Annotated in this window: 22 protein-coding genes; 9 read left to right on the top strand and 13 right to left on the bottom strand. The window is 63.1% G+C overall.

Annotated features, from left to right (window positions below; all coding sequences use genetic code 11):
• Positions 1-46: 46 nt before the first annotated feature.
• The 12 genes from atpE to argC all read right to left on the bottom strand — a co-directional run bounded on the left by atpE (position 47) and on the right by argC (position 10,564).
• Positions 47-274, bottom strand: coding sequence for a F0F1 ATP synthase subunit C (gene atpE, locus BMY30_RS08320; protein WP_089712478.1), 228 nt, complete (start codon positions 272-274; stop codon positions 47-49).
• Between the two features lie 62 nt (positions 275-336).
• On the bottom strand, positions 337-1,161 hold the full coding sequence (gene atpB, locus BMY30_RS08315; RefSeq protein ID WP_089712476.1) for a F0F1 ATP synthase subunit A: 825 nt from the start codon (positions 1,159-1,161) through the stop codon (positions 337-339).
• A gap of 24 nt (positions 1,162-1,185) precedes the next feature.
• A complete protein-coding gene (locus BMY30_RS08310) occupies positions 1,186-1,569 on the bottom strand; it encodes an ATP synthase subunit I (protein ID WP_089712473.1) in 384 nt (127 codons plus the stop codon).
• Positions 1,570-1,749: 180 nt separating this feature from the next.
• The gene (locus BMY30_RS08305; RefSeq protein WP_089712471.1) at positions 1,750-2,664 is read right to left on the bottom strand and encodes a ParB/RepB/Spo0J family partition protein; all 915 of its coding nucleotides are present in this window, start codon (positions 2,662-2,664) and stop codon (positions 1,750-1,752) included.
• Between the two features lie 41 nt (positions 2,665-2,705).
• Entirely contained in the window at positions 2,706-3,476 is a 771-nt protein-coding gene (locus BMY30_RS08300; protein ID WP_089712469.1) for a ParA family protein, read from the bottom strand.
• Between the two features lie 37 nt (positions 3,477-3,513).
• Positions 3,514-4,170, bottom strand: coding sequence for a 16S rRNA (guanine(527)-N(7))-methyltransferase RsmG (gene rsmG, locus BMY30_RS08295; protein WP_089712467.1), 657 nt, complete (start codon positions 4,168-4,170; stop codon positions 3,514-3,516).
• Complete coding sequence (mnmG, locus tag BMY30_RS08290) at positions 4,167-6,071, bottom strand: tRNA uridine-5-carboxymethylaminomethyl(34) synthesis enzyme MnmG (protein ID WP_089712465.1); 1,905 nt, start codon at positions 6,069-6,071, stop codon at positions 4,167-4,169. Before mnmG ends, rsmG begins: the two co-directional genes overlap by 4 nt.
• A 533-nt stretch (positions 6,072-6,604) precedes the next feature.
• Positions 6,605-7,378: an amino acid ABC transporter ATP-binding protein gene (locus BMY30_RS08285; RefSeq protein ID WP_089712463.1), complete on the bottom strand. Its 774-nt coding sequence runs from the start codon at positions 7,376-7,378 to the stop codon at positions 6,605-6,607.
• 12 nt (positions 7,379-7,390) lie between these two features.
• Positions 7,391-8,062, bottom strand: coding sequence for an amino acid ABC transporter permease (locus BMY30_RS08280; RefSeq protein WP_089712461.1), 672 nt, complete (start codon positions 8,060-8,062; stop codon positions 7,391-7,393).
• 110 nt (positions 8,063-8,172) lie between these two features.
• Complete coding sequence (locus BMY30_RS08275; RefSeq protein WP_089712460.1) at positions 8,173-8,943, bottom strand: transporter substrate-binding domain-containing protein; 771 nt, start codon at positions 8,941-8,943, stop codon at positions 8,173-8,175.
• 114 nt (positions 8,944-9,057) lie between these two features.
• Positions 9,058-9,411 carry an iron-sulfur cluster insertion protein ErpA gene (gene erpA, locus BMY30_RS08270; protein ID WP_089712457.1) on the bottom strand — a complete coding sequence of 118 codons (354 nt, stop codon included), beginning with the start codon at positions 9,409-9,411 and terminating at the stop codon, positions 9,058-9,060.
• A gap of 118 nt (positions 9,412-9,529) precedes the next feature.
• Positions 9,530-10,564: an N-acetyl-gamma-glutamyl-phosphate reductase gene (gene argC, locus BMY30_RS08265; RefSeq protein ID WP_089712455.1), complete on the bottom strand. Its 1,035-nt coding sequence runs from the start codon at positions 10,562-10,564 to the stop codon at positions 9,530-9,532.
• A gap of 129 nt (positions 10,565-10,693) precedes the next feature.
• Between argC and BMY30_RS08260 the strand changes: the two genes are divergently transcribed.
• The 5 genes from BMY30_RS08260 (at position 10,694) to BMY30_RS08240 (ending at position 16,513) form a co-directional block, all read left to right on the top strand.
• A complete protein-coding gene (locus tag BMY30_RS08260; RefSeq protein ID WP_089712453.1) occupies positions 10,694-12,466 on the top strand; it encodes a chloride channel protein in 1,773 nt (590 codons plus the stop codon).
• A gap of 9 nt (positions 12,467-12,475) precedes the next feature.
• A complete protein-coding gene (hemJ, locus tag BMY30_RS08255) occupies positions 12,476-12,907 on the top strand; it encodes a protoporphyrinogen oxidase HemJ (RefSeq protein WP_089712450.1) in 432 nt (143 codons plus the stop codon).
• The gene (thiD, locus tag BMY30_RS08250) at positions 12,907-13,767 is read left to right on the top strand and encodes a bifunctional hydroxymethylpyrimidine kinase/phosphomethylpyrimidine kinase (RefSeq protein ID WP_089712448.1); all 861 of its coding nucleotides are present in this window, start codon (positions 12,907-12,909) and stop codon (positions 13,765-13,767) included. Before hemJ ends, thiD begins: the two co-directional genes overlap by 1 nt.
• A gap of 179 nt (positions 13,768-13,946) precedes the next feature.
• The gene (hemL, locus tag BMY30_RS08245; RefSeq protein ID WP_089712446.1) at positions 13,947-15,236 is read left to right on the top strand and encodes a glutamate-1-semialdehyde 2,1-aminomutase; all 1,290 of its coding nucleotides are present in this window, start codon (positions 13,947-13,949) and stop codon (positions 15,234-15,236) included.
• Positions 15,237-15,265: 29 nt separating this feature from the next.
• Positions 15,266-16,513 carry a P-loop nucleotide/nucleoside kinase family protein gene (locus BMY30_RS08240; RefSeq protein WP_089712444.1) on the top strand — a complete coding sequence of 416 codons (1,248 nt, stop codon included), beginning with the start codon at positions 15,266-15,268 and terminating at the stop codon, positions 16,511-16,513.
• A 6-nt stretch (positions 16,514-16,519) separates the two neighbouring features.
• Here BMY30_RS08240 and BMY30_RS08235 read toward each other — a convergent pair whose 3' ends face one another.
• Complete coding sequence (locus tag BMY30_RS08235) at positions 16,520-17,221, bottom strand: LuxR C-terminal-related transcriptional regulator (protein WP_089712441.1); 702 nt, start codon at positions 17,219-17,221, stop codon at positions 16,520-16,522.
• Positions 17,222-17,624: 403 nt separating this feature from the next.
• Here BMY30_RS08235 and rdgB point away from each other — a divergent pair, with 403 nt between their 5' ends.
• From rdgB to BMY30_RS08215, 4 genes are all read left to right on the top strand, one after another.
• Positions 17,625-18,236 carry an RdgB/HAM1 family non-canonical purine NTP pyrophosphatase gene (gene rdgB, locus BMY30_RS08230; protein ID WP_170840098.1) on the top strand — a complete coding sequence of 204 codons (612 nt, stop codon included), beginning with the start codon at positions 17,625-17,627 and terminating at the stop codon, positions 18,234-18,236.
• Positions 18,233-19,465: a radical SAM family heme chaperone HemW gene (hemW, locus tag BMY30_RS08225; protein ID WP_089712439.1), complete on the top strand. Its 1,233-nt coding sequence runs from the start codon at positions 18,233-18,235 to the stop codon at positions 19,463-19,465. Before rdgB ends, hemW begins: the two co-directional genes overlap by 4 nt.
• Positions 19,462-20,145 (top strand): YiaD family glycine zipper/OmpA-like lipoprotein, encoded by a 684-nt coding sequence (locus tag BMY30_RS08220; protein WP_425283429.1) that lies wholly within the window; start codon positions 19,462-19,464, stop codon positions 20,143-20,145. Before hemW ends, BMY30_RS08220 begins: the two co-directional genes overlap by 4 nt.
• Before the next feature lie 88 nt (positions 20,146-20,233).
• A complete protein-coding gene (locus BMY30_RS08215; RefSeq protein ID WP_089712437.1) occupies positions 20,234-21,082 on the top strand; it encodes a 23S rRNA (adenine(2030)-N(6))-methyltransferase RlmJ in 849 nt (282 codons plus the stop codon).
• Positions 21,083-21,085 lie beyond the last annotated feature (3 nt).

The following is a 21,085-nucleotide window of genomic DNA, read 5'->3' as shown; positions in this document are numbered from 1 at the left end:
ACCGGAAACAGGCAAACCGAGCGCAGGGCGCCCGGTATGCAGCATGTTAACCGGCGACAACGAAGATCAGGTACATCGCGATACCTACACCAATCATCGGCACGGCGTCCAGCAGGCCGGCCATCAGGAAGGTCTTGGTCTGCAGCTGGTCACCCAGTTCCGGCTGGCGTGCGGTGGATTCCAGCAGCTTTCCGCCGAGGATGGCGAAGCCGATACCGGTGCCCAGGGCGCCCAGACCGATCATGAGGGAGGCAGCAAGGTAGACGAATTCCATGGTGATACTCCTAGTTTCTCGAGTTGAGGTTCAAGTGATGGGTTGATCAAGTGTTGCGCGTTTCAGTGATGTTCGTGCGCCTGGCTCAAGTAGACGACGGACAGCACGGTGAAGATGAAGGCCTGGAGGCTGATGACCAGGATATGGAAGATCGCCCAGGGTACGTTCAACGTCCACATCACCCAGAACGGCAGCAGGGCAATGAGGATGAAGATCACTTCGCCGGCAAACATGTTGCCGAAGAGACGCAAGCCGAGACCCAGCGGCTTGACGAGCAGGCCGATGATCTCGAGAACCAGGTTGAAGGGGATCAGCGACCAGTGGTTGAACGGCGTGAGCGAGAGTTCCTTGGCGAAGCCGCCGGCGCCCTTGACCTTGAGGTTGTAGTAGATGATCAGCAGGAAGACGCCAAACGCCATACCCAGCGTAGCGTTGGGATCGGTGGTAGGCACCATTTTCATGTATTCGACGCCGAGACGCGCAAAGATCTCGGGCACGTAGTCCACCGGGATCAGCTTGAGCAGGTTCATCAGGAAGATCCAGACGAACAGCGTCAACGCCAACGGGGCAATGACAGGGTTACGGCCATGGAAGGCGCCGTGGACGGTGTTCTCGACGAACTCGAAGACCATCTCGACGATATTTTGCAGGGTACCCGGCACCCCGGTGGTCGCTACCTTGCCGGCCTTGCGGAACAACCAGATGAAGAGGGCGCCCATGGCGATGGACCAGCCCATGGTGTCCAGGTGCAGAGCCCAGAAGCCCATTTCCTGGGCATCGGCGGCGGAGTGCGCCATCGACCAGCCGTTCTCGGGGTGATAGCCGAAGGTCAGATTCTGCAGGTGGTGCTGAATATACTCGGTCGGCGAGGGGTTGTTGCCAGCCATGGATCTGCCTCTCGTTGGGGTCGGTCATCCACGCAATAGCCAGGGAGCCAGCCAGTGCATGAAGTGGACCGCCACGTATGCGCCAAAGAAAAAAGCCAGGTTTGAGGGGGGCACTGACACGAATACCAAGGCGAACAATGCCACCGTCAAACCGAGCTTACCGGCTTCGGCCCGATAGAAGCTGGACACGAAGCGACTTGCCTGTCGGCGGTTCCCCAGTAAGCCTAATCGCCAGACGAAAAACAAATTGGGAAGCAGACAAACCAGCCCTCCCGTTGCTGCCGACATGGCTACCTTCTGCCCGCCTACCCCTAAGCCGAGAAGGGTGACGACGATAACCACTCCCGCCTGCGCCTGCAGCAATCGGCGATAATTCGGACGACTTCGCATCGCCGAAAGGCTAGCCATGCGTCACTCGCCATGCCCCTTGCATCAAGCCTAAGTCCACAGGCAAACAACGGCGGATTATAGGGAACCGCCCATGCCCCTTCAACCAAAGTGACGGCGATTCCAGCGATATAGGATACGTCTTCGACCAAAGGGGGACGGATGCTTGACAGCACAGACGGTGGCCGACGATCGATAGCCTCACCGGATATGCTCCAGGATACCGTCGAGCTCATCGAGGCTGGCATAGCGGATGGTCACCCGTCCCTTGCCCCCACGACCATGCTGGATCTTCACCGGAGCGCCTAGCACTTCGGCGAGCCGCGTCTCCAGGCCGGCCACGTCCGCAGACGGCGCCTCGCGGCGCGGCTTGGCGGGCTCACCGCTGGCCAGCCGCTTGACCAGCGCCTCGGTATCGCGAACCGTGAGATCCTTGTTGACCACCTCATGGGCGGCCTTGCGCTGACGCGCCCCGGAAAGCGCCAGCAGCGCCCGGGCGTGGCCCATGTCCAGGTCACCGCGCTCAAGCAGGGTCTGTACCTCGGGGTCCAGCGTCAGCAGCCGCAGCAGGTTTGCCACCTGGGCACGAGAGCGGCCCACGGCATCGGCTACCTGCTGCTGGGTCAGGGCGAACTCCTCGAGGAGGCGCTTGAGGGCCATCGCCTCCTCGACGGGGTTGAGGTCCTCGCGCTGGATGTTCTCGATCAGCGCCAATGCCAGCGCCACCTCGTCGCTGACCTCGCGGATCACCGCGGGAATCACATCGAGCTCGGCGAGCTGGGCGGCGCGCCAGCGACGCTCGCCGGCGATGATCTCGTAGCGCGCCTCGCCGACGGGTCGGACCACGATCGGCTGCATCACGCCCTGGGCGCGAATCGAGTCGGCCAGTTCCTCGAGGGCCTCGGGCTGGATGTCACGACGCGGCTGGTACTTGCCGCGGGTGAGCTGTCCCAGCGGCAAACGCTCGAGGCGATCCTCGGCAGGGCTCTCCGAAGGTACCGCGGCCGGTGTGGCCTCGGTCGTATCAACCTCGGGGAGGTCAAGGCTTTCACGACGGCGGGCATTGGCACCGATCAGGGCATCCAGGCCGCGTCCCAAGGCGCGTTTACGCGTCATCGACATTCCCTCATCACTACCAGCAGTATTCGGCGGCCGGCTCACAGCGACAGGCGCCGGATCAGTTCCTTGGCCAGCACCCGGTGGGCCTGGCTGCCGCGCGAGAAGCGGGCATACTGGGTCACCGGCAGCCCATGGCTAGGCGCCTCGGCGACCCGCACATTGCGCGGAATGGTTGTCTTCAGCAGTGCATCGCCAAAGTAGTCGCGCAGCTGCTTGCTGACATCGCGGGTAAGGCTGTTGCGGGCGTCGAACATGGTGCGCAGGATCCCGTAGATCTCGATCTGGGGATTCACGCTGTCCTTGATCTGCTCCACGGTGTCGAGCAACGCAGAGAGCCCCTCCAGGGCGTAGAACTCGCACTGCAGCGGGATCAGCACGCCGTCAGCGGCGGTCAGGGCATTGACGGTGAGCATGTTCAGTGACGGAGGGCAGTCTATCAGCACCACGTCATATTCGCCGGCCACCTCCTCCAGGGCCTTGACCAGGCAACGCTCACGTCCCTCGCGGCGGTCGAGCAGTTCCACCTCGGCGGCGGTCAGGTCACCGTTGCCGGGGAGCAGTGCATAGCCCGCCTGCGGGCAGTCGATGATCACTTCGGTGGGTCTCTTTTCGCCCAGCACCACATCCAGCACGCTAGCATCCAGATCATGCTTGTCGGCGCCGCTGCCCATGGTGGCATGTCCCTGGGGATCAAGGTCGACCAGCAGCACACGGCGATCCAGGGCAGCCAGGCTAGCGGCGAGGTTGACGGCGGTGGTGGTCTTGCCCACCCCGCCCTTCTGGTTGGTCAAGGCTATGATCTTGGTCACGGGCAACTCCCTTGCTTGGGAAACAGACGCCTCTGGGTCAGGCCTGGGTCACATCCCGGCGGCGAAGGACCACGAGATGTCGGCTGCCGTCCTGGTAGGGCACCGCGAGATCGTGTCGTGCCGCCACGGCGATGTCCTCGGGAAGTTCAGCCAGTTCATCATCCACGGCGGGGCCCTTCATGGCCAGCCATTCACCACCGGGGGCCACCAGGCTCGCGGTCAGCGAAATGAAATCACCCAGGCTCGAGAAAGCTCGCGAAATCACCTGGGCATAGCCCCCGGCGAGGGGGTCGAAGGTTTCGACTCTGGCCTGTACCGGGGTGACGTTGCCAAGGCCCAGTTCCATCACGGCCTGGCGCTGGAAGCGCACCTTCTTGCCGTTGCTGTCGAGCAGCGTGACCGAGAGCGTCGGCTCGAGGATCGCCAGCACCAGTCCCGGTAGGCCCGGTCCCGAGCCCACGTCGAGCAGCTCTGGCCCCCGTACGAAGGGCAGCACCGCGGCACTGTCGAGGAGGTGACGGGTCACCATCTTCTCCGGCGTGCGTACCGCGGTGAGGTTATAGGCGCGATTCCACTTGTGCAACAGCCCCACCAACGCCAGCAGCAGCCGACGCTGTTCGTCATCAACGGCGATGCCCAGCGCCACCAGCCCGCCATCGAGGCGCGCCTCGACAATATTGTCTACTGGGGTCACGCGCTGGCTGCCCGGTCTTCGTCGAGCAACCGTCGTTTCTTGAGGTGGATCAACAGGATCGAGACCGCTGCCGGTGTTACGCCGGAGATGCGCCCTGCCTGGGCCAGGGTCTCGGGGCGTGACTCCTCGAGCTTCTGGCGGATCTCGTTGGACAGCCCCTCGACGCGCCGGTAGTCGATATTGGCCGGTAGCGGCGTGGCCTCGTGACGCTTGAGCTTGTCGATCTCGTTCTGCTGTCGCTCGATGTAGCCCTGGTACTTGGCTTGGATCTGTACCTGATCGGCCACCGCTTCGTCATCGACCGCCTGTCCCTCGATGCCGGGCAGGTCGGCGAGGTCGCCATAGGCGAGCTCCGGGCGACGCAACAGGTCCATCAGGCTGTATTCATGAGTCAACGGCGTGCCGGTCCTGGCTTCGACTCGGGCGGCCGCAAGGGTACCCGGCTGCACCCAGCTGGCCCGGAGCCGTGCGCTCTCACGCTCCACCGCCTCGCGCTTGGCCGCAAAGGCCGACCAACGGGTATCGTCCACGAGTCCCAGTTCACGACCGGTCTCGGTAAGCCGCATGTCGGCGTTGTCTTCGCGCAGCAGCAGCCGGTATTCGGCCCGCGAGGTGAACATCCGGTAGGGCTCCTTGGTTCCCAGAGTGATCAGGTCATCGACCAGAACGCCCAGGTAGGCCTCGTCGCGTCGCGGTGACCAGGGCTGCAGCCCACGGGCCCGCCGAGCGGCGTTGAGGCCGGCCAGCAGTCCTTGGGCGCCCGCCTCCTCGTAGCCGGTGGTGCCGTTGATCTGGCCGGCGAAATACAGGTTGTGGATGAACTTGGTTTCCAGCGAGTGCCGCAGGTCACGGGGATCGAAGAAGTCGTACTCGATGGCGTAGCCCGGCCGGGTGATATGGGTGTTCTCAAGCCCCGGGATGGAACGAACCACCTGAAGCTGCACGTCGAAGGGCAGCGAGGTGGAAATCCCGTTGGGGTACAACTCATGGGTATCGAGCCCTTCAGGCTCGATGAACACCTGGTGGCTCGCCTTGTCGGCGAAGCGATGCACCTTGTCCTCGATGGACGGGCAGTAGCGTGGCCCGACCCCCTCGATCACCCCCGAGTACATCGGCGAACGATCCAGGTTGGCGAGGATGATCTCGTGGGTACGCTCATTGGTATGCGCGATATGGCAGCTCACCTGCCGAGGGTGCATCCCGCGATTGCCGAGGTAGGACATCACCGGCGTCGGGTTGTCGCCGGGCTGCTCCTCGAGACGCGAGAAATTGACGCTCTTGGCATCCAGCCGTGGCGGCGTTCCCGTCTTCAGGCGGTCGACCCTGAACGGCAGTGCCCGTAGCCGCTCGGCCAGGGCATTGGAGGGCGGATCGCCTGCACGCCCGCCACGGCTGGTGTCGAGGCCGATATGGATCACCCCGCCGAGGAAGGTTCCGGTGCACAACACCACGCTTTCGGCCAGGAAGCGGATGCCGGTCTCGGTGACCACGCCACGCACGGTGTCCCCCTCGACGATCAGATCGCCAGCCGCCTGCTGGAAGAGCGTCAGGTTGGCCTGGGACTCCAGCATGCCACGAATTGCCGCCTTGTAGCGTACTCGGTCGGCCTGGGCCCGGGTGGCGCGTACTGCCGGCCCCTTGCGGGCATTGAGAACGCGAAACTGGATGCCGCCTAGGTCGGTGGCCAGTCCCATGGCACCACCCAGGGCATCAATCTCCTTGACCAGGTGACTCTTGCCGATCCCGCCGATAGCGGGATTGCATGACATCTGGCCGAGAGTCTCGATGTTGTGGGTCAGCAGCAGGGTCCGGCAGCCCATGCGGGCCGAGGCCAGGGCGGCTTCGGTTCCGGCATGGCCGCCGCCGATGACGATGACGTCAAAGCGGTCGGGATACTCCAAGGGTCACCTCTTGGCGCACTGCGCCGATGTTGCAGTCAGGAGTGGAAATCAGCGGGCCAGTATAAACCTCCTGTGGGTAATCGTCAGGGTTTTCCACACGGGATTTCCTGCACCATCGCCTAACTCACCACTCCTAAACAATAAAATAGAATATATAAAAGAAGTTCTGTTGTGGTAGTAACTACTGGTGTGGACATTTTCCGTGGGTAAGTGGTTTAAACTCAATGTTTTCAAGGTATTGCCGTGTTGATGCCTCGTGGGACATGAGGCTAACTGCCTGCGGATGGGGTGTCGGGAGCCTGTGGATGGAAAGCCCGCTTGTCCACAGCACGACTGAGACACCGCTTGTCCACCGTTGCCTACCTGGCTTGTCACCGCGACTGTGAACAACCCGACATGATTCGCCCATTGCCCCACATGACGGGCACTGCAGGCCGATTCGATCCGGTTCCCCAGGTTTTTTGTCCACAGGCAAAAAAATGGCCCTGTCGATAACGACAGGGCCTGTGAAGGGCGGTGGGAAGGGCGTCGGATCAGTGCTTGAGGACTCTCGACAGGAACTGCTGGGTCGGCTTGTTGCGGGGGCGATCCAGGACCTCTTCGGGCGGGCCCTCTTCGGCGATCTCGCCCTGGTGTATGAAGATCACCCGGTCGGCGACCTCCCGGGCGAAGCCCATTTCATGGGTCACGATCATCATCGTCATGCCCTCTCGTGCCAGCTCGCGCATGGCATCGAGGACTTCCCCTATCATCTCGGGATCGAGTGCCGAGGTCGGCTCATCGAACAGCATCAGGCGCGGCTCCATGGCGAGTGCTCGAGCCAGGGCCACACGCTGCTGCTGACCGCCGGAGAGCTGTCCAGGATGCTTGGCGGCCTGGTCGCTGATGCCCACTCGCTCGAGCAGGCGTTCGGCCGTCTCGATGGCATCCGCACGACTCCAGCCCCGCACCTTCATTGGTGCCAGGCTTACGTTGTCGAGCACACTCAGGTGCGGGAATAGGTTGAACTGCTGGAAGACCATGCCGACCTCGGTGCGGATCTTCTGCAGTGCCTGGCCGGCCTTGCCGTGGGGCAGCAACTCGTTGCCATCGACCTCGATATGGCCCTGCTGGAACTCCTCGAGGCCATTGATGCAGCGGATCAACGTCGACTTGCCTGAGCCACTGGCACCGACGATCACTACCACTTCCCCGGGCGAGACCTTCAGGTCGATGTCCTTCAGCACGTGCAGGTCGCCGAAGAACTTGTTGACCTTCTCCAGGCACACGATGGGGTCGGCGGCGGAAGGAGACTTGTCTTGGTTCATGTCGCGCTTTCCTTATTGTCCGACCAGGCCTCTGCGCTCCAGCTGTCGCAGCGCAAACGAGAGGCTAAGGGTGATCGCCAGGTAGAGCAGGGCGACCATCAGATAGACCTCCAGGGCGTTGAAGGTGGTGGCGATATAGACTTGGCCTTGGCGGACCAGCTCACCGACGCCAATCACCGAGAACAGCGAAGTGTCCTTGATGCTGATGATGCCCTGGTTGCCCAGTGCCGGAATCATCCGTCGCAAGGCCTGTGGCCAGATGATGTAGCGAAAGGTCTGGCGACGCGAAAGGCCCAGAGACAGGCCGGCCTCGCGCTGACCACGCTCGATGGACTGCACGCCGCCGCGCACGATTTCCGAGATGTAGGCGCCGGAATTGACGGCGATGGCGGCGATGCCGGCCACTAGGGCATTGATCGGTCCACCCAGCAACTGGGGCAGACCGTAGAAGATGAACAGTACCTGAACCAGTACCGGAGTGCCTCGGAAGATCTCGATGTAGGCCACGGCCGGGATGCGCAGCCAGGCGAAGGGGCTGATTCTCAGCAGGCCGAACAGGATGCCGATCAGAAAGCCGATGGCCAGGCCTCCGAAGGAGATCAGCAGCGTGTAGGGAATACCCTCGAGCAGGAAGGGAATGGAGGCAAAGGCCGCCTGCCAGTCGAATTGGAAGGTGACGTCCACAAGATTTCTCCGTCAAGACGCAAGAGTGACGACAAGGGGAAGCGTGCCGGGCTTGTAACGCAACGGGGCCGGGTACTCGACCCGACCCCGACATCAGGAGGCTAAGTACTTCACTCGTCGCTGGGCGCCTCGCCGAACCACTTCTCGTAGATCTCGTCGTAGGTGCCGTCTTCCCTCATCTCGGCAAGAGCTTCATTGACTGGCTCGACCCACTCGCTGCCCTCGACGAAGACGATGCCGTACTGCTGGCCTTCGTAGAGATCCCCTACGACCTTGACCCGGCCTTCGCCGCGGCTCTGGGCGAAGTAGCCGACGTTGGGGGCATCATAGAATACCGCGTCGACGCTGCCACCGAGCAGGGCCATGTACATGTCACTGGAACCCGGATAGGGAGTGATGTCGGCCTCGTCGCCGAGGTTCTCCTGAAGGAAATCGTAGCTGGTGGAGCCGACCTTGGTGCCGATCTTCTTGCCTTCGAGGTCTTCGATCTCCTGGACGCTGTCATCGTTGGCACTCACCAGGATTCGCAGGCCACTGTCGTAGTAGGGATCGGAGAAGTCGACGACCTCGGCACGTTCCTCGGTGATTGTGATCCCGGCGATGGCAACATCGGCATTGCCGGTCTGAACGGCGGGGATGATGCCGTTGAAGTCCATGGTGCGCAGGTTGTATTCGAAACCGGCGCGCTCTGCGACTTCGCTGATGATGTCCATGTCGAAGCCGACCATCTCGCCGGTCTCCTGGTCCATCATCTCGAAGGGCACGAAACTCGGGTCGGTGACGACCTCGAGGACGTGGTCATCGGCGCTGGCCGCACCGGAAAGCCCCAGCCCGAAAGCGATGCTGGCAGCTAGAGAGGCGATCTTCAGTTGACGTTTCATATGATTCCCCATGGAAGAATGTATGGCGAAGTACGCCTTAAACCATGGCGAGTTCCCGGGGAAGCGTCAAGTCAAGGGATTGATATGCTGTCGCCGCTGAGCCAACGCTGGCGATCAGACCATGAAGGAGGCTCCGCAGCCACAGGTAGTAGTGGCGTTAGGGTTCTGCACCAGGAAGCGGGCACCGGCCAACCCCTCCTCATAGTCGACCGTGGAGCCGACGAGGTACTGGTAGGAGAGCGGGTCGACCACCAGGGCCACCTGGCCGAACTCGACGAGAGTATCGTCGTCAGCGGTTTCATCGGCGAAGTCGAAGCCGTACTGGAAGCCCGAGCAGCCTCCACCGGTAACGTAGACCCTCAGCTTGAGCCGGGGGTTGCCCTGTTCCTCGATGAGTGCCGCGAGACGGGCTCGGGCCCCGTTCGAGAGCATCAAGGGGGTGGGAGCGAAGGATTCGGCACCACTCATGGGTGACCTCCCCTGGATCGATGAATGTCCTGCAAAGGGTGATTATCCACAATCCCCAGTAAAACAGTCAACTTTGTGGCACTAATCACGGGTTATCCCCCGATGCCTTTTGACTTCATCAGGGCATGATGGCCGGCGCGTCGAGGCCGGCCAGCTCGTTGAAGCCGAACATCAGGTTGAGGTTGTGCACGGCCTGACCCGAGGCGCCCTTGACCAGGTTGTCAATCACCGAGAGGATCACCACGGTGTCGCCGTCTCCGGGACGGTGGACCGCTAGGCGGCAGACGTTGGCCCCCTTCACGCTGCGTGTCTCGGGGTGACTCCCCGCCGGCATCACGTCGACGAAGGGTTCGTCGGCAAAGCGCTGTTCGAAGTGGGACTGGAGGTCGCCGGGCTCGGCGGTCAGTCGGCCGTAGAGGGTAGCGTGGATACCGCGAATCATCGGTGTCAGGTGGGGCACGAAGGTCAGACCCACCGGGCGTCCGGCAGCATCGGTCAGCCCCTGGCGAATTTCCGGCAGGTGGCGGTGGCCCGAGGCACCATAGGCCTTCATGGACTCGCTGGCCTCGGCCAGCAGCGAGGGCACCTTGGCACCGCGGCCAGCACCGGTGACGCCGGATTTGCAGTCGGCGATGATATGCTCGGCATCGATCATGCCCGCCTCCAGCAACGGCAGCAGGCCGAGTTGCACGGCGGTGGGGTAGCATCCTGGCACAGCGACCAGGCGTGCCTGGCGGATGCGCTCGCGGTTGATCTCGGGCAGGCCGTAGACCGCCTCGTCGAGCAGCTCGGTGGCCCCGTGGGGCTGGCCGTACCAGTGGGACCATTCCTCGCTGTCGCGCAGCCTGAAGTCGGCCGAGAGGTCGATGACCCGGGTGCCCTTGTCGAGCAACTCGCCGGCCAAGGCATGGGCCACGCCGTGAGGAGTGGCGAAGAAGACGGCATCGCAGCGTGCCAGTCGCTCGGCATCGGGCGCGCTGAAGGCCAGGTCGTCGTAGTGTCCGCGCAGGTTGGGATAGAGCTCGCTGACGGCCATGCCGGCCTCGGAGCGCGAGGTGATGGCGTCTACTGCCACTTCCGGATGACGGGCCAGTAGTCTGAGCAGTTCGACGCCGGTGTAACCGGTGCCGCCGACGATTCCGACCTTGATCACGATGGTCTCCTGAGGTTGATGAAGTGACGCTGGGACCAGCGTCTCTGGATATGATACACAAGAGAGATGCGACCTACCCAGGCCCAGCCTGGTGGGTCTTCCTCTGCAAGGTCGAACAGGAACGTTGCCGTGCCGCGTCTCCCGCTACCCGACTTCAGCCTGGATGGATTCCGACGCAAGCTGGCCAATGTCGATGCCTTGCCCCAGCTCTGCGTCCTGGGTGTGCTCTCGGGCCTGGTGACGGGCGGGTTAATGGTGGTGTTTCGCCTGTTGCTATCATTGGGCGGCCTGCTGCTGTTTCCCGATGGTGATCCCGAGGCCTTCGAGGCCCTGCCACCGGTTCTGCGTGTGCTGATGCCTCTGATCGCGGCGGCCCTGATCGGCCTGTGGCTATTTCGCCAGCCACCCGAGGGACGGCGTATCGGTGTGGTCCATGTCATCGACCGTCTGACCTATCATCAGGGACGCTTTCCGTTACGTAACTGGCTGACCCAGTGGTGGGTTGGCGTGGTGGCGGTGATCGGCGGCCTTTCCGCCGGCCGCGAGGGGCCGGCCATCCACCTGGGAGCGGCGGCCTCGACCGGCCTGGGGCAATACCTGCGCCTTCCCCATAACAGCCTCAGGGTGCTGGTGGCCTGCGGAACGGCGGCGGGGATCTCGGCCTCGTTCAATACGCCCATCGCCGGGGTGATCTTCGCCATGGAAGTGGTGATGATGGAGTACACCATCATCGGCTTCATGCCGGTCATCCTGGCCTCCTCCATGGGCGCGGTGGTGGCCCAGTTGGTCTATGGTGCTGAACCCGCCATCGGCATCCCCGACCTGCACCTGAAGTCTTTGTTGGATATTCCCTGGATCCTGGCCAGTGCCTTGCTGGTCGGCCTGCTGGCGGCACTGTTCCTGCGCGTTGCGCGGGGTCACCAGCGGCTTCAGCGGCTGCCCATGGTATTGCGCTTCGGCCTGGCGGCGCTGGCGGTGGCAGGTGTGGCCTGGTGGTACCCCGAGGTGCAGGGGATGGGCTATGACACCTTGCAACTGGCGCTGGGCGGGTCTGCCGCGGTGGATGTGCTGCTGGCCGTGGCGATCGGCAAGCTGCTGCTTACGGCTTTCACCGTGGCATGCGGCATCCCGGTCAGCATCATCGGTCCCATCCTGGTGGTCGGCGGGGCGGCCGGTGCCCTGTGCGGCCTGGCAGGTCAGGCCTTGTTGCCGGCAGGGGCCTCCGCACCCGAGGTCTACGCCCTGCTGGGCATGGCAGCGATGATGGGAGCTGTTCTGCAGGCTCCGCTGGCGGCCCTGATGGCCCTGCTAGAGCTCACCCACACGCCCGGCATCATCATGCCGGGCATGCTGGCGGTGGTGGTGGCCAGTCTCACGGCGCGGCAGTTGAGTCGTAGTCAGGGGTTCTTTCTCACTCAGACGCGTCAGGGACCGCACCCGCTGCAGCAGCCACTGATGCAGGCGCTGTCCAGGGTCTCGGTGCCTGCGGTGATGGAGCGCAATCTGGTGCGCACCTCGCGCAAGGTGACCCGTGATCAGGCTAGTGCTCTCCTCGACGCCAATCCGGTCTGGGTGTTGATAGTGCGTTCCACGGACGACAAGCCGACCCTGGCGCTCAAGGCCGCCGACCTGGCCCGCTGGCTGCTGGAGCACGACCAGCCGGACTCGGAGAACGACAGCGCCTTGCTGGATCTGCTGGAGATCCCCGGCCAGCGCCTGGACATGGCACCGATCCACCTGCAGGCAACGCTCTCCGAGGCTTTCGAGCGGCTCAACGACAAGGCGCTGGATGCCCTCTACGTGGAGCACGGTCACCGGCCAAAGCAGAAGCGGATTTCGGGTATCATCACCCGCGATGCCATCGAGCGTTATTACCGATTTTCCGATTCGACCCACGGCTGAGGAGTCGTCATGTATCTGTGGATGAAGGCCCTGCACCTGGTGGCCATGGTGACCTGGTTCGCCGCCCTGTTCTATCTGCCGCGCCTGTACGTCTACCACGCCATGGCGCGAGACAGGGGAGAACAGCAGGCCATCGATCATTTCCTGATAATGGAGCGCAAGCTTTATCGCGGGATCATGACGCCATCGATGATCGCCGTGTTGCTGTTCGGTGGTGCCCTGCTGCTACTCAATCCTGCCTGGCTCTCGCAGGGCTGGATACATGCCAAGCTGCTGCTGGTGGCACTGCTGGTGGGCTACCATCATGTTTGCCTGATCTACCTGAAGCAGTTCGCCGAGTCTCGCTGTCGACGCGGGCATGTGTTCTTCCGCTTGTTCAATGAGTTGCCGGTGATCGCCCTGCTGCTGATCGTCTTCCTGGCCGTGCTGAAGCCCTTCTGATGGACGATACCCATGAATTGACGCCGCATCTGCCGACGGTGCTGGTGCTGTCCGGCCACGACCCCACCGGTGGCGCCGGCCTGGTCGCCGACAGCGAGGCGGTGGCCGCCTGCGGAGGCTGGGCGCTGACCGTGCCTACGGCGCTGACGGTGCAGAACTGCCGGGACGTGAGCACGGTGAGCCCCGTGGCCGCCGATGACCTCTGTGCCATGGCGGCGGCGCTGGATGAGTTCGAGATCGCCGCAATCAAGATCGGCCTGGTTCCGGATGTCACTGTGCTGGATGCGGTGGTGGATATCCTGCGGCGTCGGCCGGGGGTGCCGGTGGTGCTGGATCCTGTGCTCAGGGCCGGCGGCGGCAGTGACTTGTCCACAGTCGAGCTCATCGATGCCATGTGTCGCCACTTGCTGCCGCTCGTGGATATTCTGACGCCCAACCGGCAGGAGTTGGCTCGCCTGGCCGGGACCGAATTCGCCGATGATACCGAGCGGGCGGTGAGGCTGATGTCTCTCGGATGCCAGGCCCTGCTGGTCACCGGCACCGACCACCCAGCGGGACGGGTTCCGGCCGATCGAGTGGAACATACGCTGCATGCGCCGGACATCAGCCGGCAGTGGTCCTGGCCACGACTCGCCGGTAGCTTCCACGGCTCCGGCTGTACCCTGGCGAGCGCGCTGGCGGCGCGTCTGGCGGCTGGCGAGTCACTGGTCACGGCCTGCGAGCAGGCGCAGGCTTTTACTTGGCAGGCGCTGGCCCGCGGCTGGCAACCGGGACATGACCAGCGGCTGCCACGGCGTCTCTGGCAGTTGCCGGCGGCGCCCTCCTTTCTCGCCCTCGACGTCGCGACGCCGCGGGGATGACGGGACGGGCTGGCCATCGATCCCCCGGCAGACGAGAATAGGGCGAATCCGGCAGAGGAGCAGGCAGGTGTGTCATTCGACAATATTCACCGCCGCTTCACCGGCTATCACGAGGTTATCCAGGAAACTATCCACAAGCCCGCCTGGTCGGGCACGTATCTACAGGGCAAGAGGTTGACATGACCACATCCGCACAGCTCTTCGAGCAGGCCTGTCGCCACATTCCCGGCGGGGTCAACTCGCCGGTTCGCGCCTTCAAGGGGATGGACCGCCCTCCGGTGTTCATGGAGCGTGCCCGGGGTGCCTATCTCTTCGATGTGGAAGGCAAGCGCTATGTCGATTATGTCGGCTCCTGGGGGCCCATGATCACCGGCCATGCCGACCCCGAGGTGCTGGGAGCGGTGCGCGAGCGACTCGATAATGGCCTCTCCTTCGGTACCCCCACGGCCATCGAGACCACCATGGCCGACCTGATCTGCGAGATGATCCCCACCATCGAGATGGTGCGCATGGTCAATTCCGGCACCGAGGCCACCATGTCGGCGATTCGCCTGGCGCGGGGCTATACCGGCCGCGACAAGATCGTCAAGTTCGAGGGCAACTACCACGGCCACTCCGACTCGCTGCTGGTCAAGGCCGGCTCGGGCGCCCTGACCCACGGCGAACCCAGCTCCCCCGGCGTGCCGGCCTCGATGGCCGAGCACACCGTGACCCTCTCCTATAACGATCCCGATGCCGTGGAGCAGTGTTTCGAGGAGATCGGCAGCGAGGTGGCCTGCATCATCGTCGAGCCGGTAGCCGGCAACATGAACTGCATTCCGCCGCAGCCGGGCTTCCTGGAGACCCTGCGCCGCGTCTGCGACCAGCATGGCAGCGTGTTGATCTTCGATGAGGTGATGACCGGCTTCCGTGTGGCGATGGGGGGTGCCCAGGCCCACTACGCTATTGAGCCGGACCTCACCTGCCTAGGCAAGATCGTCGGGGGTGGCATGCCGGTGGGCGCCTTCGGTGGTCGTCGCGAGATCATGGAACAGATCTCGCCATTGGGCCCCGTCTACCAGGCAGGCACCCTCTCCGGCAATCCGCTGGCCATGGCGGCCGGCATCGCCCTGCTCGGGAAGCTTCGCCAGCCGGGCTTCCACGACGCCCTGGCGCAGCGAGTCGAGACCCTCTGCCACGGTCTCCAGGAGAGGGCCGATGCGGCGGGCATCGACATGATCACACAGCGTGCCGGCGGCATGTTCGGAGTCTTCTTCACCGGCCAGAGCCGGGTCGATAACTTCGCCCAGACCACCGCTTGCGACGCCGATGCCTTCCGTCGCTTCTTCTCCTTGATGCTCGACCAAGGGGTCTACCTGGCACCGTCTGCCTTCGAGGCCGGCTTCATGTCCAGTGCCCATGCCCCGGAGGACATTCAACTGACGCTGGATGGTGCCGAGAAGGCATTCTGGGTGATGCAGCAGGCCTGAGACGCCACCCTTCAGAGTGGGAGACCCAGATGATTCAGAAACTCACCGAACACGCGGTCCCCTGCGAGGAATCTCTGCAGTTGGAGGAGTTGGTCGATCGGCTGGTGGCCTTCCATCGACACACACTCGGTGATACTCACCTCGCGGATGCCGGGCCGGTCGCTTTCCAGAAGCGGTTCTACGAGGAAGTGGCGGCCATCGAGTCGTTGCTCTCCGGGAAGGAGGACCATCAGCGTCTGGCCTGTCTTCGACAGTGGCTCGAACACGAACTCGAAAGACTGGCGTCGGTCTTCCTGGCGCGTCGGGGGCACCTGCTGGCATCCAGCTGGGCCGTGGCGCATCCCGACAGTCGGCTCTGCGATCAGGGCCGAGTGCTGTTGGCTAACGCTATCGGTCGGGACATCCAGGGTCCCGGGATCGATGATATCGTCGACCCGGGCAGCGACCTGGCTGCCCTGCTGGTAGGCTTGGAGTCCCACGGGGAGACCGGACTGGCCCGCCAGGCCCTCGATAGTTACTTGCGCCAGTCCGGGGACTACGGCCTGGCCCGCCTTCTCTCTGTCTTCCGCGTCGTCGAGGCGCTTGCCGGAGCACGACGTGCCCTGCAGCGCCATCAGTCGGCCGGAGAGGATCGAGAGCGTCCTGCCCTGCTGGCCGAAACCATGCGGGAGTGCCGCCGTTACCTGGATCTGGCCGAAGCCTATGCCGAGTTCCGCTTCCCCCCGCTGATCATTGGGATCGGCGTCTCGGGTAGCGGCAAGAGCCGCTTTACCCGGACTCTGGTCGGTCGCCTGGGGGCCGTTCGCCTCTGTTCGGATGTGGAACGGCGTCGGCTTTACGGCATCGACCCACAGGCGGTCGAGAGAGAACCGCCTGTGGACATGTTTGCCGGAGAGGCCACCGAGCGCACTTACCGTCGCCTGGCCGAATGTGCCAGCACGCTGCTGGAGGCGGGATTCCCGACTTGCGTCGACGGGACCTTCCTCAAGCGGGAGCAGCGCGATCTCCTGCGTCAGCAGGCCGAGGCCCGGGGTCTACCCGTGCTGCTGGTGAGCTTCGAGGCCGATGAGGATACCCTGCGCCGGCGCATCGAGAAGCGTGCTCGGCGACATGGCGTCCCGCCCGAGCAGAGCCTCGCCATATTGGCGTCTCAGCAAGCCGACATCGAGCCCTTTGTTGACGAAGAACGGCTTCACCTGCTGCACCTCGATACCACGGCGGACAATGCCGCGGAGACCCTGGCTGGCCTGATCCAGGATCACGTGCGATTGATTTGAGGCCGTTCAGGAGGGATGAAGCGAGCTCAGTTGGGATTCCGTGCGCTGGCGACGACCTATCAGCGGTGGAGGGGCACCGAGATTCTGGCGGGCCCAGTTCACCGCCTGGAGACGGTTGTGCACCTTGATCTTGCGGAAGATGTTGTAAAGATGCGATTTGACGGTGTGCTCGCTGACGAACAGTTGGTCGGCGATCTCGATGTTCGAGGCCCCCGTGCCCAGCATGGCGATTATCTCCAGTTCCCGGTGGGTCAGACCGCAGACCGGCCGGTAGGAGTTGAGTTGCTGGCGGCGAAAGAACTGGATCATTCGCGTCATCAATGAGCGTGACATCCACAGGTTGCCTTCCAGCAGGATGGTGAGCCCCTTGCAGATCATGTCCAGCGAATCACTGCGGTAGAAGACGCCTTGTAGGTTCATGGCCGAGAGAGTCTCGACCGCATGTTCCTCGTCTCGCAGGTTGAAGGCAGCTAGTGACATGTTACTGGATTCGGCCCCCCTGACATGCCATTGCTGCATGGTGGCCTCGTCGATATGATCAGCGTCGAGCAGCGCCACAGCCGGCGAGGCATCCTTGCCTTTCCACTCCGTTCCCGGCGCGACGACCGAGACCGAGCAATCGAGTTGCTGGTGGAGATAGTCAATGAAGAGTTGTGATTGAGGGTTGTTGGCGGTAACCAGCAACACCAGGCCCTTCTCCTGTTCCATGGTTCGATCCCTCCAAAAGGAGCGGTTAAATTTCTGATGAGGCAATCAGCAATTTGTGGCACAAACGCCACACTAGATCTTAGTCTCGTAAAGAATGTAATTTTTCGTTACTAACATTTTGTTATAACAAAAACCCATTTATATGTGTTTTTGCTTCTATCTGGCTCATTAAATTGCACGATCAAGGACTTGACGCTAGGAGAGGGTTCGGACGTGCGCTTGGGAAGACCGGCTGCCAAGAAAATTCAGCCTGGTGCTCGGAGTTGTGCGATTCGATATCTCATTATCAAGCATTAAAAAAGCCATCTATATGGATGACATCTCCCATTTCCTTGTCGGGCCGTTTCCCCTGCCGCTTTCGGCTCGTAAAATGGATATCCATTGTTCGTCTGGAGAACCGACCATGCCCCCAGCCCTGCTGGTCCTGGCCAGCGGTAATGCCGGTAAGCTGCGCGAGTTTCACCAACTGCTCGCTCCGCTGGGTTTCGATGTTCGTCCTCAATCCGACTTCGGTGTGGCCGACGTCGAGGAGACTGGCCTGACCTTCGTCGAGAACGCCCTGCTCAAGGCCCGGGAAGCCAGTCGTCTCAGTGGGCTGCCGGCGCTGGCCGATGATTCCGGCCTTGAGGTCGATGCTCTGAACGGGGCACCCGGCATCTACTCCGCACGCTATGCCGGAGAGCCGAAGAGTGATGCGCGCAACAACACCCGACTGCTGGCGTCCATGGCCGAGGTTCCGGAGGGGGGTCGCAGGGCTCGCTACTGGTGTGTGCTGGTGCTGTTGCGTCATCCCGAGGACCCGGTACCTTTGATCGTGCAACGCAGCTGGGAAGGCGAGATCCTGCAGGCTCCCCGCGGTGAGGGGGGCTTCGGCTATGACCCGCTGTTCTGGCTTCCCGACCAGGGTGCGAGTGCCGCCGAGCTCAGCGCCGAGGAGAAGAACCGTCTCAGCCATCGGGGCCGGGCCCTGCAGGCGCTGGTGGTGGCGATGGACGCCGGGCACTGCCAGCGATGAGAACTCCTTCTCCTTCATCTCCCGGCGTGCCGCCGCTGTCGCTTTATATTCACGTGCCCTGGTGCGTGCGCAAGTGCCCCTATTGTGACTTCAACTCCCATGGGGTCGGGCGCAGCGCCGAGCTGCCGGAGTCTAGCTACCTCGCGGCTCTGGTCGCGGATCTCGAGGCCGACCTGCCCTTGGTCGCGGATCGTGAACTGGTGAGCATCTTCATCGGCGGCGGTACCCCGAGCCTGATGTCGGCCGGCTTCTACGAGCGGCTGCTGGCGGCCGTGGCGAGCCGACTTCCGCTGGCAGCGGAAGTCGAGATTACCCTGGAAGCGAATCCCGGTACCTTGGAGCGGGGACGTTTCGCCGGCTACCGGGCGGCGGGGATCAACCGGCTGTCGCTAGGTGTGCAGAGCTTCCAGGACACACAGCTGGCGGCGCTGGGGCGTATCCATGGTGGTGATGATGCCGTGGCCGCGGTCGAGGAGGCGCGCCAGGCGGGCTTCGATAACCTCAACCTCGACCTGATGCATGGACTTCCCGGACAAACGCCGGCGCTGGCGCTGGCTGATATTGACCAGGCGCTATCCCTCGCCCCGGAGCATATTTCCTGGTATCAACTGACTCTGGAGCCGAATACCGAATTCCACGCCTTTCCTCCCAAGCTACCTGTGGAAGAGGTCCTGTGGGACATCCAGGATCTGGGCCACGAACGCCTCGAGGCCGCAGGCCTTGAGCGCTACGAGATTTCCGCCTACGCGCGTCCCGGCGGAGGCTCGCGACACAACATCAATTACTGGCAGTTTGGTGACTATCTGGGTATCGGAGCCGGCGCCCACGGTAAGCTCAGCATACCTGGTGCCGAGGGCCTGCAGATCCAGCGTCGCTGGAAATCACGGCTGCCCGAGGCCTATCTTCGCCGCATCAATGATCCGCGTGGCTTCGTGGCGGGTCACGTCGATATCGATGAGCGAGAGCTGCCGCTTGAGTTCGCCATGAATGCCCTGCGCCTGATAGAGGGCGTGCCACTGTCGACCTGGAGTGCCCATACCGGACGCGGGTCACAGGCGATACTTTCCCGGTTGAGCGCGGCCCGCGAAAAAGGACTTCTTGTGGAAGATGCAGGCAGGCTGCAGGCATCTGACCAAGGTCTGCTATTCTTGAACGAGTTGCTGGCCCTGATCAGCGAGTTTCGGCCAGGCAAGGAAGAACTCGTCTACCGAGGAGATAATGACCCATGATGAAATCATTTCGCTTTATGGCCCCCCTAGCCGCCGCCGTGCTGCTGGTGGGCTGTACTACCACCGACCCCTATACCGGCCAGACCCAGCGTAGCCAGACCGGAACGGGTGCGGCTATTGGCGCCGCCGTCGGTGCTGCCGCCGGTGCCCTCAGTGGCGACGGCAGTACCAGCCGCCGTGATCGCGCCCTGATCGGTGCAGCCGTGGGCGCCGCCGCGGGCGGGGGGATCGGTGCCTACATGGATCGCCAGGAGGAACAGCTCCGGCAGAGCACCCAGGGCACCGGCATCGGAGTCGATCGCCGCGGTGACGATATCGTGCTCAACATGCCGAGTGAGGTGACCTTCGGTTTCGACTCCAGCGATCTGACCCCCAACGCACGTAATGCGCTCAACGATGTGGCCGCGGTGCTGCAGCAGTATCCCGACACCCTGGTCAACATTGGTGGTCATACCGACAGTACCGGCGATGCAAGCTATAACCAGCGGCTCTCCGAGCGTCGTGCCCAAGCGGTGGGTAACTACCTTTCCCAGTCCGGCGTGATGCAGAACCGCTTGAACATGCGCGGTTATGGCGAGAACCAGCCGGTAGCCAGCAATGATACCGAGCAGGGCCGGGCCCAGAACCGTCGAGTGGAGATCACCCTGACGCCCATCCAGGACCGCTTCCAGCAACAGTAAGCCGATCTACTGACGCCGTACCAACCGGGCCCGCCACTGGCTTTCAGTGGCGGGCCCTTTTGTCTTGCCGACTCACGGATCTCCTTCCATGCTTTCCTATCAGCATGCCTATCATGCGGGCAATTTCGCCGACGTTCATAAGCATCTGACGCTTTTTGCGATTATCGACCATCTCTTACGTAAAACATCTCCCGTTACGTATATAGATACCCATGCCGGCCGTGGCCTCTACCCGCTGTCTGCCGAAGAGACCGCGAGACTCGGAGAATACCGCGAGGGTATCGCCCGGCTATGGCAGGCGAGGGAGCGCCTGGCTGACAACCCGCTGCTCAGTGACTGGCTGGCCGCTGTCGAACGGGTTCAGGAGCGGGACGGTAGTCTCGATCACTATCCTGGCTCGCCCTGGTGGCTGTCGGATCGGTTGCGTGCTCGGGATCGGTTGATGCTCTTCGAACTTCACGCTGGCGAACATGGTTACCTGGCCCGTCAGGAACTGCCCGACAATGTGCAGCGCATCCTTGGTGACGGTCTCAAGGGCTTGGTGAAGTGCCTGCCGGTGGCCACGCCACGGCTCTGTGTGCTGGTCGACCCAAGCTATGAGCGCAAGGCGGAATATGGCGAGGTTGCCGAAGCGGTACTCGAGGCCATGCGCCGGGCGCGTCATGCCATCGTGCTGGTGTGGTATCCCCTGTTGCCCGCCGGTCGTCACCGTGAGTTGCTGGAAGGGCTCCGCGAGGGAGGGCTGCGCAAGATCTGGCGCAGCGAGCTGAGGCTGCGTGAACCCAAGGAGGGTGAGCGCGGCATGGTCGGCAGTGGCATGCTGGTGATCAACCCGCCCTGGGGGCTTGATACGCGGCTGGAAGCCGCCATGCGGCAGGTTACACCGCTGCTGGGCGCGACCTGCCGTCATCGTGGTGACTGGTGGGTAGGGGAGTAGGGA

Origin of the sequence: Halomonas daqiaonensis, from assembly GCF_900109725.1 — a bacterium.
Taxonomy (GTDB): Bacteria; Pseudomonadota; Gammaproteobacteria; order Pseudomonadales; family Halomonadaceae; genus Halomonas; species Halomonas daqiaonensis.
This window is presented reverse-complemented; position numbering and strand designations above follow the sequence as displayed.

Bases quoted from the DNA above. Each gene is read 5' to 3' on its own strand.
- atpE (WP_089712478.1), bottom strand. From the start codon at position 274: ATGGAATTCGTCTACCTTGCTGCCTCCCTCATGATCGGTCTGGGCGCC.
- atpB (WP_089712476.1), bottom strand. From the start codon at position 1,161: ATGGCTGGCAACAACCCCTCGCCGACCGAGTATATTCAGCACCACCTG.
- BMY30_RS08310 (WP_089712473.1), bottom strand. From the start codon at position 1,569: ATGGCTAGCCTTTCGGCGATGCGAAGTCGTCCGAATTATCGCCGATTG.
- BMY30_RS08305 (WP_089712471.1), bottom strand. From the start codon at position 2,664: ATGACGCGTAAACGCGCCTTGGGACGCGGCCTGGATGCCCTGATCGGT.
- BMY30_RS08285 (WP_089712463.1), bottom strand. From the start codon at position 7,378: ATGAACCAAGACAAGTCTCCTTCCGCCGCCGACCCCATCGTGTGCCTG.
- BMY30_RS08275 (WP_089712460.1), bottom strand. From the start codon at position 8,943: ATGAAACGTCAACTGAAGATCGCCTCTCTAGCTGCCAGCATCGCTTTC.
- erpA (WP_089712457.1), bottom strand. From the start codon at position 9,411: ATGAGTGGTGCCGAATCCTTCGCTCCCACCCCCTTGATGCTCTCGAAC.
- hemJ (WP_089712450.1), top strand. From the start codon at position 12,476: ATGTATCTGTGGATGAAGGCCCTGCACCTGGTGGCCATGGTGACCTGG.
- thiD (WP_089712448.1), top strand. From the start codon at position 12,907: ATGGACGATACCCATGAATTGACGCCGCATCTGCCGACGGTGCTGGTG.
- hemL (WP_089712446.1), top strand. From the start codon at position 13,947: ATGACCACATCCGCACAGCTCTTCGAGCAGGCCTGTCGCCACATTCCC.
- BMY30_RS08240 (WP_089712444.1), top strand. From the start codon at position 15,266: ATGATTCAGAAACTCACCGAACACGCGGTCCCCTGCGAGGAATCTCTG.
- BMY30_RS08235 (WP_089712441.1), bottom strand. From the start codon at position 17,221: ATGGAACAGGAGAAGGGCCTGGTGTTGCTGGTTACCGCCAACAACCCT.
- rdgB (WP_170840098.1), top strand. From the start codon at position 17,625: ATGCCCCCAGCCCTGCTGGTCCTGGCCAGCGGTAATGCCGGTAAGCTG.
- hemW (WP_089712439.1), top strand. From the start codon at position 18,233: ATGAGAACTCCTTCTCCTTCATCTCCCGGCGTGCCGCCGCTGTCGCTT.
- BMY30_RS08220 (WP_425283429.1), top strand. From the start codon at position 19,462: ATGATGAAATCATTTCGCTTTATGGCCCCCCTAGCCGCCGCCGTGCTG.
- BMY30_RS08215 (WP_089712437.1), top strand. From the start codon at position 20,234: ATGCTTTCCTATCAGCATGCCTATCATGCGGGCAATTTCGCCGACGTT.